Here is an 11,904-nt window from a genome sequence, read left to right on the forward strand (position 1 = left end):
CCGACCCGGTGACGCACGCCGTCGATCTCGTCACCCTCGGTGACATGATCATGAAAATTCCGCGTGTCGTAACTTGACTCATTCCAGAGAAGCGCTCTAGGGTTCTCCTCGTGATGACCGACTTCGAGGCGCAGCTGCGGGCGGTCTCGTTGCGGGTGACGCGGCCCAGGCTGGCCGTGCTCACCGCGCTGCGCGACCACCCGCACGTCGACACCGAGACGGTGATCGCGCTGGTCCGGGCCGAACACCCGACGGTTTCGCACCAGACGATCTACGACGTCCTGCGGGCGCTGACCGACACCGGCCTGGTGCGGCGCATCCAGCCCGCCGGCGCGACCGCCCGGTACGAGTCCCGGACCGGCGACAACCACCACCACGTCGTGTGCCGTACCTGCGGTGCGATCGAAGACGTCGACTGCGCCGTCGGCCACACCCCGTGCCTGACCGCCTCGGACGACCACGGTTTCGTGATCGACCAGGCGGAGGTCGTCTACTGGGGCACCTGCCCCGAGTGCGCGACCACCCGCACCCCGAAATGATCCGCCCCGCCCGGAAGGAAGTAGATGAGCAACACCCAGGACAACGCCGGCTGCCCGGTCGCGCACGACTCCGTGACCGCGCACGGCAGTGAGAGCGAGAACCCGGCGATCGGTTCGCCGTCCGCGAAGACGGGCGGCCGTCCGCGCACCAACAAGGACTGGTGGCCCAACCAGCTGGACCTTTCGGTGCTGCACGCGCACTCGGCCAAGGGCAACCCGCTGGGCGAGAAGTTCGCCTACGCCAAGGAGTTCGCGAAGCTCGACGTCGACGCCCTGAAGCGCGACATCACCGAGGTGCTCACGACGTCGCAGGACTGGTGGCCTGCCGACTTCGGGCACTACGGCGGCCTGATGATCCGCCTGAGCTGGCACGCCGCCGGCACCTACCGGATCCACGACGGCCGCGGCGGTGCCGGCGACGGCGGTCAGCGCTTCGCGCCGCTGAACAGCTGGCCCGACAACGCCAACCTCGACAAGGCGCGCCGCCTGCTCTGGCCGGTCAAGCAGAAGTACGGCCAGAAGATCTCGTGGGCCGACCTGCTGGTCCTCGCCGGCAACGTCGCCCTGGAGTCGATGGGCTTCAAGACCTTCGGCTTCGGTTTCGGCCGCGTCGACACCTGGGAGCCCGAGGAGATCTTCTGGGGTCCCGAGGACGACTGGCTGGGCGACGAGCGCTACGCCACCAACACCGAGATGGTGCCGGAGCTCGGCGCGACCGAGATGGGCCTCATCTACGTCAACCCGGAGGGTCCGCGCGGCAGCGCCGACTTCGAGGCCGCGGCGCACTTCATCCGCGAGACCTTCGCCCGGATGGCGATGAACGACGAGGAGACCGTCGCCCTCATCGCCGGCGGCCACACCTTCGGCAAGACGCACGGTGCCGGCAACGCCGACGACCACGTCGGCCCGGAGCCCGAGGGCGCGCAGCTGGAGGCCCAGGGCCTCGGCTGGCTGAGCACGTACGGCTCCGGCAAGGGCCCCGACGCCATCACCAGTGGTCTCGAGGTCACCTGGACCGACAAGCCGACCCAGTGGAGCAACCGCTTCTTCGAGATCCTCTTCGGCTACGAGTGGGAGCTCACCACCAGCCCGGGCGGTGGCAAGCAGTACGTCGCCAAGGACGCGCCGGAGATCATCCCGGACCCGTTCGACCCGGACAAGAAGCACAAGCCGACGATGCTCACGACGGACCTGTCGCTGCGCTTCGACCCGGTGTACGGCCCGATCTCGCGCCGGTTCCTGGAGAACCCGGACGAGTTCGCGCTGGCGTTCGCCAAGGCGTGGTACAAGCTGCTGCACCGTGACATGGGCCCGGTCAGCCGCTTCCTCGGCCCGTGGGTCGCCGAGCCGCAGCTGTGGCAGGACCCGGTCCCGGCCGTCGAGGGCGACCTCGTGGGCGAGGCCGACATCGCCGCCCTCAAGGCGAAGGTGCTCGAGTCCGGTCTGACGACGGCCCAGCTGGTCGGCACGGCCTGGGCGTCCGCGGCGAGCTTCCGCTCCACCGACAAGCGCGGTGGCGCGAACGGCGCCCGGATCCGCCTGGAGCCGCAGCGCAACTGGGAGGTCAACGGCCAGGTCGGGCCGGTCCTCGACAAGCTCGAGGCCATCCAGCGCGAGTTCAACGAGGCCGGCGGCGCGCAGATCTCGCTGGCCGACCTGATCGTGCTGGCCGGTTCGGCGGCGGTCGAGCGCGCGGCGCGCGACGCCGGCGTCGAGACGACCGTGCCGTTCCACCCGGGCCGCACGGACGCCACGCAGGAGCAGACGGACGTCGACTCCTTCAAGGTGCTCGAGCCGCGCGCCGACGGGTTCCGCAACTACCTGCGGGCCGGCGAGAAGCTCCAGCCGGAGGTCCTGCTGGTCGACCGCGCGTACATGCTGAACCTGACGGCCCCGGAGATGACGGTCCTGGTCGGCGGCCTGCGCGCACTGGGCACCAACCACGGCGGCTCTTCGCACGGCGTCCTCACCGACCAGCCGGGCGTGCTCACCAACGACTTCTTCGCCAACCTGCTCGCCCCGGGCACCAAGTGGAAGGCATCGGAGTCCGAGGAGAACGTGTACGAGATCCTGGACGTGAGCACGGAGAAGGTGAAGTGGACCGCCACCGCGGTCGACCTCGTCTTCGGCTCCAACTCCCAGCTGCGGGCACTGTCCGAGGTGTACGCGAGCGACGACGCCCGCGAGAAGTTCGTCGAGGACTTCGTGAAGGCGTGGACGAAGGTCATGGAACTGGACCGGTTCGACCTGGACTGATCCCTGGTTCGCCGAGCGGGCCCGGCCGATCTTTTCGATCGGCCGGGCCCGTTCTTTTGCGGGTGTTGGACCACTGGCCGGAAGTGCTGCGCTGAACGGCGGACACCCGAGCACCCCATCGGCACCCTCCCCGGCTGACCGAAGTCACGCGCCGTCCGTCACGTACTGGGCGAGCCCGGGCCCGTCCGGGCGCGCGCGATAGGCCGTCCGGTTGAGATCGCACCCCAGCGGTTGTCCCGGTGGGCGATGCTGGGATATCCCGTTACTTCCGGAGGGCGAGGGAGGGGTGGGGTGACGTCGTGGAACGGGGCTGACTACCCGAGCTCCCTGGGCTTCCTCATCGACTGCCTGGAGCAGATCCCGTCCCTGCGCGACCCGGGCAGCCGCCGGCTGTGCCTGGAGCTGCTCGCCGATCACCTCGGCGTGCCCCTGGTCGTCGAGGAGCTGCCCACCACGCGGGCCAGCCTGATCGGCATCGTGCAGGCCTGCCGGCGGCAGCACCCGCAGGCGCTCGCCGCGTTCGTCGACGCCGTCGAGCAGATGGAGCCCGGGTCGATTCCCGTGCAGCGGGCGCGGTCGGCCGTCGAGGACATGGCCACGCTCGACCTCGTCACCGAGTTCGACCGCCGGGAACTGCTGAACCTGCTCGGCGAGAACCCCAGCAGCCGGCTCGCCGAGCTCGTCCGGGCGGCCGCCGGGCCCGCCGCCGAGCTGACCTCGGCCGACCACCGGCCGGCCGACGCGCTGGCGACGCTGGAGCGGATGAACGCGCAGCCCGACGGGATCCCGCCGCTGCTGCTGTTCGTCGAATACCTCGCGGCCGCCGCCGACGGCCAGCGCGCGGAAGGCCTGCGCGACTGGAACGACCGGCAGGCCGCGCGCCTGGGCGTGACCGAGCAGATCAAAGCCGTCCGGCTGGCGCAGGCCGCCGAACCCGCCACGCCGGAGGAGGTCGTCGCCTATCTCGTCGTCCGCATCGAACCGGACCTGCTCGACACCGGCCTGCTCGTCGCCGTGCACTGGCGGCACAACGATCCCACGGGCTGGCGGCCGCGGCGGAGCGAGCCGTTCGCCGGTGACCTCGACGCCGTTCGCGCGCACGTGGCCGACCTCGTCGCCGAAGCCGAAACCGGCTGGGCCAAGGACGCCGCCGCCATCCGGATCGAGTTCCTGCTCCCGTTCTCGCTGCTGAACCTGCCCGTGGACCAATGGGACCTCGAGGCGGGCAGTTCGCTCCCCCGCCCGCTCGGCCTGCACTACCAGGTCGTCGTCCGCAGTCTCGACCGCGCGCGCTCGCCGCGCTGGCACCGGGAATGGCGGCGGCGGTGGGACCTGCTCAAGAAGGTCCCCGCCGGGCTCACCACGCCGGAAGAGCACTGGCTGTGGAGCGACGGCGCGAAGCGGCGGCACCTGACCGCGCTCGACGCCAAGCTCGCCGAGCAGAAGAAGGTCGTCTCCCTCGTGCTCCGGTCGGTGCCCGACAGCGCGGACCCCGGCGAGGTGCTCGTCGGCGTCCGGACCGGGATCCCGGTGATGATCTGGCACCGCACCGAGTCAGCCCGCTCCGCGTTCGAAGCGGAGATCAAGTCCCTGCGCGACTTCCTGCCCGAGCTCGTCGAACACCTGCGCCTGCTGCGCAGCCGGGCCCGGCAGGCGGCCCGGCCCGATTCCCACGTGGGCAGCCGGGTTTCGCTCCTCTGGGACGACCCGGACCGGCCCGTCGAGCCGCAGGATCCCCCCGCGGCCCCGATCGAGGAGGTGCCCGCCCGATGAGCGGTGCCGAGATCCCGCCATGGTGCGTCTACCGCGGTCACGGGTTGCCGCCGCCGGCCGGTGACGACGCGCCGGAGCTGCCCGCGCCGCCCAGCTGGCGCACGTTCGACGGCGGGCCGGCGCTGCCGGTCCCTTCGGCGTCCGACGCCGAGTTCGTCCGGCGGCTCGGCGTACCGGCCCTGGCGTCGGCGCGGGACGCGACGCTCGAAGAGGTCCTGACCGTGAACGCCGCGTTGTACCTGCGGCGCCCGCTGCTGATCACCGGCAACCCCGGCACCGGGAAGTCCAGCCTGGCCTACAAGATCGCGCGGGAGCTGCGGCTCGGCCCGGTGCTGCGCTGGCCGATCAGCAGCCGCACGATCTCCCGCGACGGGCTGTGGACCTACGACGCCATCGGCCGCGTCCAGGCCGCGGCGACCGAGGAAGGCGCGGACATCGGCGGGTTCGTCCGCCTCGGTCCGCTCGGCACGGCGCTGCTCCCCCACGACCGGCCGCGCGTGCTCCTGATCGACGAGCTCGACAAGTCCGACATCGACCTGCCCAACGACCTGCTGGCCGTGTTCGAAGACGGCGACTACGAAATCCAGCCGCTGGCCCGGATCGCCGCCACCCAGCCGGAAGTCAGCGTCTTCACGCACGACCGCGGCGGGCGGGCGAAGGTGCAGGACGGGCACGTGCGGTGCCGGGCCTTCCCGGTCGTCGTCGTGACGAGCAACGGCGAACGGGACTTCCCGCCGGCGTTCCTGCGCCGCTGCCTCCGGCTCGACATGCCGCAGCCCGGTTTCGAACAGCTCGTGAGCATGGTCGCGGCCCACTTCCGCGACGTGCCTTCGCGCAGTGACGACCTGATCCACGAGTTCCTCGCCAGCAGCGGGCAGGAAGGCGGGCTCGCCAACGACCAGCTGCTGAACGCGCTGCACCTGACGACGTCGGGCGCGCACCAGCACGACTCGAACTGGGAGGTGCTGCGCGACACCCTGTGGCGGCGGCTCAACGTCCGGGGAACGGACTGAGCGATGGCCGACCCGGTCGACCGCCTCGCCACCGAGGCCCTCCACGCGGACGAGATCGCGGACGCGGTCTGGCTCGCCGCCCGCATCGCGGCGAGCGAGCCACCGCGCGTGAAAGCCGAGCCGCGGCCCGAGCCCGCACCACCACCGCCCCCGCCGGAACCCGAACCCGAGCCGGAACCGCCGCCGGACCACCGGATCGAGCACCCGCCGCCGGGTCGTCAGGAACCCACCCGGCCGCCCGACCACCCGGAACCCGCCCCGCTCCCCCTCGAGCCGGTCCCGGTGCGGTCGCGTGCCCGCAAGCCGCCGGCGGCGCCACCCGTCCGGGTACTGCCGCCGAGTCTCCCCAAGGGACTGGCCAAGGCCCTGCGGCCGCTGAACCGGCTCGTGCGGTTGAAACACCGCGCCGAACTGGACGAAGAAGAAACCGCGGTCGCCGCGGCCGAAACGCGGGTGTGGCTGCCGGTGCACCGGCCCGCCCGGGGTCATCCGTTCGAGGTCGTGCTGGTCGTCGACCGCGGTTCTTCCATGGTGCTCTGGGAACGCACTTCCCGCGCTTTCCGCGCCCTGCTGGAAAGGCAAGGCGCGTTTTCCGACGTCAAGACGGTTTCGGTGGACACCGACGATTCCGACGTGCGGTCCGTGGAAACCGCACCGGGCACGGGGTGCGAGCCGGCGCAATTGGCCGACCCCACCGGGAGGCGCGTGATCGTCGTGCTCAGCGACGGCGTCGGCCCTGCGTGGCGCAGCGGGTCGATGTTCCGGCTCCTGTCCCTGTGGGCCAAGACGTGCCAGGTCACCCTGTTCCACCTGCTGCCGGCCGAACGCTGGAGCTGGACGGGGGTTCGCGTGGTGTCACGGACGTTGCGCGGCGTCCGCCCCGGCACCGCGAACCCGATTCCCGTGCTGGAGCTGGAACCCCGGCACGTGCACCGCTGGGCAGAACTGGTGTCGGGCACTCCCGGCGTGCGGCTTCCGGTGCTGGTGCCGCCGTCCGACGAAGACCTCGCCGCCGGCGCCGAGAGCACGGAAGAACCGCCGTCGCCGACGGAACGGCTCGACCAGTTCCTCGCCACGGGTACTTCGCCCGCCATCCGGCTGGCCGGATTGCTCGCCGCAGCACCCCTCACACTCCGCGTGATGCAAGCGGTGCACGGCACCTTGATGCCGCAGGCGCGGCCCGTGCACTTGGCGGAAATCCAGCTGGGCCGTTTGCTGCACCGCGTCCCGGCGGGCGGCGAAAGCCCAGTCGAGTACGATTTCGCGCCCGGGCTGCGCCGCCGGTTGCTGGCCCTGGTGTCGCGGGCCGACACCGCGCGCGTGCAGCGAGTGGTCCAGGACGTGCTGGGTCCCGACGAGCCCGCGGTCGCGAATCTGCGCACCGCGCTGGCCGCTCCGGACGACGCCACTCTACCGGTGGTTACATCCCGCTCTGAACCGTTGTTGACTGTCCAACGTGACGTTCTAAGAGCACTCTCGGGTCCGTACACCCGGAGGGCTAACCGATTGGGTGATGCCTTGGAACGGTTTCGGGGGTCCCGTAACGATGGCGGTGCGCACGCGACTAGGACGACGGAAGGCCTAGGGGTAACTCCAGGCCACCATCCGGTAGGGTCCCAGCCGCAAGCTGAACCGATCAACCCTCGAGGGATCTCAGTGACGACCACGAGTTCGGAGCCGGGCACTGAGGTCCGCCTCTCCGGCCAGCAGCCCGCCGTCTGGGGCGGAGTCCCCCTGCGCAACGTCAACTTCATCGGACGCGGGGACATCCTGCGCGCGTTGCACGGTGAACTCTCCAAATCAACCCGTACGGCCGTACTGCCCGGTGCGCTGCACGGGATGGGCGGCATCGGCAAATCCCAGATCGCGGTCGAATACGTGTACCGCCATGCCGAAGAATACGACCTGATCTGGTGGATCCCGTCGGAGAACCCCTCGGAAATCCAGGCGTCGCTGGTGAAGCTGGCGAAGCGGCTCGATCTTCCGGTGGAGCAGTCCGTGGACACCGCGGTGCCCGCCGTGCTGGAGGCGCTGGGCGGCGGCGAACCGTATCGCCGCTGGCTGCTGGTGTTCGACAACGCGGACCGGCCCGAAGACGTCCGCAAGTTCTGGCCGCGGCGCGGTGAGGGCCACATCCTCGTGACGTCCCGGAACCCGCAGTGGTCCGAGGTTTCCCAAGCGGTCGAGGTCGACGTCTTCCGGCGGTCGGAAAGCCGGGAGCTGCTCCAGCGCCGCAACCACGACCTCGCCGACGAGGACGCCGACCGGTTGGCGACGGTCCTGGGCGACCTGCCGCTGGCGGTCGAGCAGGCGGCCGCTTGGCGCGCCGAAACGGGGATGGCCACCGACGAATACCTGGAACTGTTCGAGAACAAGCGCACCGAACTGCTGCAGTCGCGGCCGCCGGCGGACTACGACGTCGCGGTCGAAGCGGCGTGGAACGTTTCGCTGGACAGGTTGCGCGAGGAGAACCCCGGCGCACTGGAACTGCTCGAAGTGTGCGCGTTCTTCTCCCCGGAACCCATTCCGCGGGCGATGTTCAGCGGCGTCCGCAACGTCCCGACCTCCGAGGCGCTCGAGCAGACCCTGGGCGACCCCATCCAGCTGAGCCGGGCGATCCGCGAAATCAACCGCTACAGCCTCGCCAAGATCGACCACCGCAGCGACACGCTCCAGCTGCACCGCCTCGTGCAGCTGGTGCTGCGCAACAAACTCGGGCCGGACGACCAGGAACGGGTGCGCCACACCGCCCACCTCCTGCTCGCCAACCGGGACCCCAAGCAGCCCGACTCGGTCGACTACTGGGCGCGGTACGCGGAAATGCTCCCGCACATCCGCGCCGTCGACGCCCGCAACTGCACCGACCGCTGGGTGCGCCGGATGGCGATCAACGCGGTCAACTACCTCTTCGCCTTCGGCGACCCGGCGGGTGCGCTGCGGATGGCGGAGGACTACGCGCAGTTCTGGAACGCGAAGCTCGGGGAAAAGCACGCGGACACGCTCGTCGTTTCGCGCTGGTGGGGCCGGATGCTCCGCGCGCTCGGGCGGTTCGAAGAAGGCCGCGCCGTCGCGGAGCGGACCTTGGCCCTGATGCAGGAGACCCTGGGCGAAACGCACGAAGAGACGCTGCTGACCATGCACGGCGTCGCCTCGGACCTGCGGGCGAAGGGCGACTTCGAGCGGGCGCGCCAGATGAACGAGTTCGCCTACCTGAGCGCACTGGACCGGTTCGGCGACGAAGATCCCGACACCCTGGCCGCCGCCAACAACTACGCGCTGAGCCTGCGGCTGGTCGGCGACTTCGCCGCGGCGCGCGACCTGGACGAGCGGACGGCGCAGCGCAAGCAGACCGTCCTGGGCCCGGACCACCGGCACACGCTGCTGACGCTGGACAACTGGTCGGTGGACCTGCGCGAGACGGGTGACTACCTCCGGGCGCGCACCGAGCAGGAGGACACCGTCCGCCGGATGCGGACCCAGCTGGGTGCCCGGCACCCGATGACCCTCTCGGCCATCAAGAACCTCGCGATCGCCTACCGCAAGGCGGGTCTGCACCGCGACAAGAAGGCGCTCACCCTCGCGATGGAGGCCACCGACGGGCTGGTCACCAAGTACGGGGAATCCCACCCCGACGCGATGTCCGCGACCATGGACCTGTCGATTGAGCACCGCCAGGACGGCAACCTCGCCGAGGCGCGGCGGCTCGGCGAGCACGTCATGGGCCTGTACGAAGCGAGCTGGGGCGAGAAGCACCCGTTCAGCGTGGCCGCGGCGACGAACCTCGCGGTGACGCTGCGCCTGCTCGGTTCGGTCGAGCAGGCGCGTGCGCTGGGCGAGCGGGCCCTGACCGACATGACCGAGGCGCTCGGCGCGGACCACCCGTTCACGCTCGTCTGCGCGACGAACCACGCGAGCGACCTCGCCGAGTCGGGTGACTACGAACGCGCCTACGCACTCGACCAGGCGACGCTCGAACGCTCCGAGCGCGTGCTCGGCGCCGACCACCCGTCGACGCTGGCCCTGCTGGTCAACCAGGCACTCGACCTGCGCGGGCTCGGCCGGGGCGAAGAGGCGGACAGCCTGCAGCTGAACGCGGTCCAGCGACTGCGTCAGGTCCTCGGGTCGGAGCACCCGGCGACGGCGGACGCGCAGTTCAACCACCGCGCCAACTGCGACATCGACCCGATGCAGATCTAGCTCGCGGCAACCACGAAGGCCTCCGGTCGGGATCCCCCGGCCGGAGGCCTTCGTCGTTCAGCCGAGCCAGCGCGCCAGCCGGTCCGGGTTGGGCGCCATCCCGTGCTGCCGGCGTACTTGCCGGTGCACCGCGTACACCAGCTCGGGACGGTTCAGCAGCACCGGGTACCGCGTCGCCAGGGCGAACCCCGCCCAGGCCGCCGGGGAGTCCGGAGCCGTCGCGAGCTCCTGCCGGTAGAGCTCGGCCGCGTTCCCGGTGTCGCCGTCGACGAGGGCCAGGTCCGCCGCCGACATCCCGGCGATCTCGGCCATCGCGAGTTCCGGTTCGGCGCGGTAGACGTCGTACAGGTCCGGGTCCGTCACCCAGGTCCGGGTGAGCGTGAGCCGGGCCGACCCGGCGGAACCCGGTGCCGGCACGAGGATCGGCGGTGCGGCCGGGATGAGCGGGCACGGCCGGTTGCGCAACCAGGCCTCGGCCAGCTCCGCCGCCACGCGGTCGGCGACGCGCAGGTGCCGCAGCCGCCACGCCAGCCGGTGGTCGAGGTTCGCGCGCGAGGCCGCGTGCCCGATGTCGTCCGGCAACGGCTCGGTAGCCCAGTCGCGGAGCCGATCCCGTGAAATCGCGAGGAACCGGCGGCCCAGCGCCGAGGGGACCGCGTCAGTGAGCAACGTGCCGACGGCGTGCGCGGTCTGTTCGCGCCGGTAGGCGAATTCGAACTGCGCGGCCCGCGCCGCCAGTCCCTTCACCACCGGGTAGTGCTCGCGGTAGAAAGCCGTGACCCCCAGGAACGAATAGGCGCCGTGGAGGAGGCCGACGGCCGGCCGCGGGTCGTCGCGCCAGGGCGCGTAGAGAAGTGCGGTTTCGTTGTCCGCCAACGGATCGAGGAGATCGACCAGCACCAGGAGGACCCCGAACTTGCTGTGCTGGAACTCATGCACCAAGGTCGCCGCGAACGTCGTCGCGTCCGGCGGCCGGGACAGGACCAAGGACCCGAAGACGTCGTTGTGGGACGCGCTGTACGGCGTGAACCGGTCGATGGCGGGTGCGGGCACCAGGGTGGTGAGGCCGGCGGAAAGCTCCGCCGCGACCGCCGGGTGGTGCTCGGTCAGCAGCTGCCAGGTCTCCGTCAGGATTTCCGCCCACCGCGCGACTTCGCCGTCGTCGAGCCGTTGAGGCGGCTGGGGTCCGTCGAAGCGGCGGAACGGATCGAGGTCGTCGAGGAAGAGCTCGCCGTCGCCGGCGCGCAGCGTCCGGAGCGGGAGCCAGCCCGGGCCGTCGGCCGAGCTGTCGTCGGGTATCTGCACGCTCCCGGCCGGCCCCCGCACCAGGACGTGCCCGCGGTCCGCGTGCACCTGCGCGAAATCCCATTCCCGGCGGCTCCGGACGTCGGCGAGGCCCAGGGTGGGCAGCATGAGCCGGCCGCGCCAGACCGGCACCCGGGACCGGAAGTCGTGACCCGCGCGGATCGCCGCGGCGGTGGCCAGCCGGTGGAGACCACCGAGCTCGGCCCACAGCGGCGAAGGTTCCGTGCCGCCGTTCCTCAGCCGCTGCAGGACGTTCGCCGCCCACAGGCCCGTGTGCGGGTGCGCGATGACGCGGTCGGCCGCCGCGGGATCACGCTGCTGGGCCTCGATCAACAGCGTCCAGGCCTGGTCGAGCGGCGACAGCGGGGACATCGCGGGCTTCAGCTCGGCGGCACTGTCGAGCACCGCGCGCAGCAGCGTCAGCCGCCTGCTGCGGTCGGCTTGCCTGAGCTGCCCGACGACGGCCGCGTCGCTGGTCCCCGCGGCCATCGCGTCGAGGTTCGTCAGTGACACCCGGTGGGTGTCCAGCATCGGGTCGCGGGTTCCCTAACCCCCGCTCAACGAGCGTCCGGGGCCTGGTTCTGCAGCACGCCGGTCCGGCTGCACTCGGCCTGCCCGGCGACCTTCCGGAGCGAGTGGAGCAGCGCCGGGTCGTCACTGTCGCGCAGATCGGCCAGCGGGAACGCGCTCAGATCGACCATGCCCGTGGTGACTTCGCCTCGCGCCTGTCCCATATCAGGTCCTCCCTCACGACACGCCCCGCGATCGGGGGAGTAATCATCATGCAACACGAAACGGGATTTGTGAGCGTCCGCATGGCG

General features: G+C 71.1%; 7 protein-coding genes. 5 read left to right on the plus strand and 2 right to left on the minus strand.

Annotated elements, in window-relative coordinates; all coding sequences use genetic code 11:
• The first annotated feature begins 113 nt into the window (after positions 1-113).
• From ACYVLJ_RS34390 to fxsT, 5 genes are all read left to right on the plus strand, one after another.
• Positions 114-539 carry a Fur family transcriptional regulator gene (locus ACYVLJ_RS34390; RefSeq protein WP_451985124.1) on the plus strand — a complete coding sequence of 142 codons (426 nt, stop codon included), beginning with the start codon at positions 114-116 and terminating at the stop codon, positions 537-539.
• 24 nt (positions 540-563) lie between these two features.
• Positions 564-2,795, plus strand: a complete 2,232-nt coding sequence (katG, locus tag ACYVLJ_RS34395; RefSeq protein WP_460441800.1) for a catalase/peroxidase — start codon at positions 564-566, stop codon at positions 2,793-2,795.
• A gap of 291 nt (positions 2,796-3,086) precedes the next feature.
• Entirely contained in the window at positions 3,087-4,568 is a 1,482-nt protein-coding gene (locus tag ACYVLJ_RS34400) for a VMAP-C domain-containing protein (RefSeq protein WP_460441801.1), read from the plus strand.
• Positions 4,565-5,581 carry an AAA family ATPase gene (locus tag ACYVLJ_RS34405; protein WP_451985118.1) on the plus strand — a complete coding sequence of 339 codons (1,017 nt, stop codon included), beginning with the start codon at positions 4,565-4,567 and terminating at the stop codon, positions 5,579-5,581. The genes ACYVLJ_RS34400 and ACYVLJ_RS34405 overlap by 4 nt, the downstream gene beginning before the upstream one ends.
• 3 nt (positions 5,582-5,584) lie before the next feature.
• Positions 5,585-9,778 (plus strand): FxSxx-COOH system tetratricopeptide repeat protein, encoded by a 4,194-nt coding sequence (gene fxsT, locus ACYVLJ_RS34410; RefSeq protein ID WP_460441802.1) that lies wholly within the window; start codon positions 5,585-5,587, stop codon positions 9,776-9,778.
• A 57-nt stretch (positions 9,779-9,835) separates the two neighbouring features.
• Here the strand turns inward: fxsT and ACYVLJ_RS34415 are convergent, their stop codons facing one another.
• Complete coding sequence (locus tag ACYVLJ_RS34415; protein WP_460441803.1) at positions 9,836-11,614, minus strand: HEXXH motif domain-containing protein; 1,779 nt, start codon at positions 11,612-11,614, stop codon at positions 9,836-9,838.
• Between the two features lie 26 nt (positions 11,615-11,640).
• Positions 11,641-11,817 (minus strand): hypothetical protein, encoded by a 177-nt coding sequence (locus ACYVLJ_RS34420; protein WP_451985112.1) that lies wholly within the window; start codon positions 11,815-11,817, stop codon positions 11,641-11,643.
• Positions 11,818-11,904 lie beyond the last annotated feature (87 nt).

It is taken from the genome of Amycolatopsis stemonae (assembly GCF_054781455.1).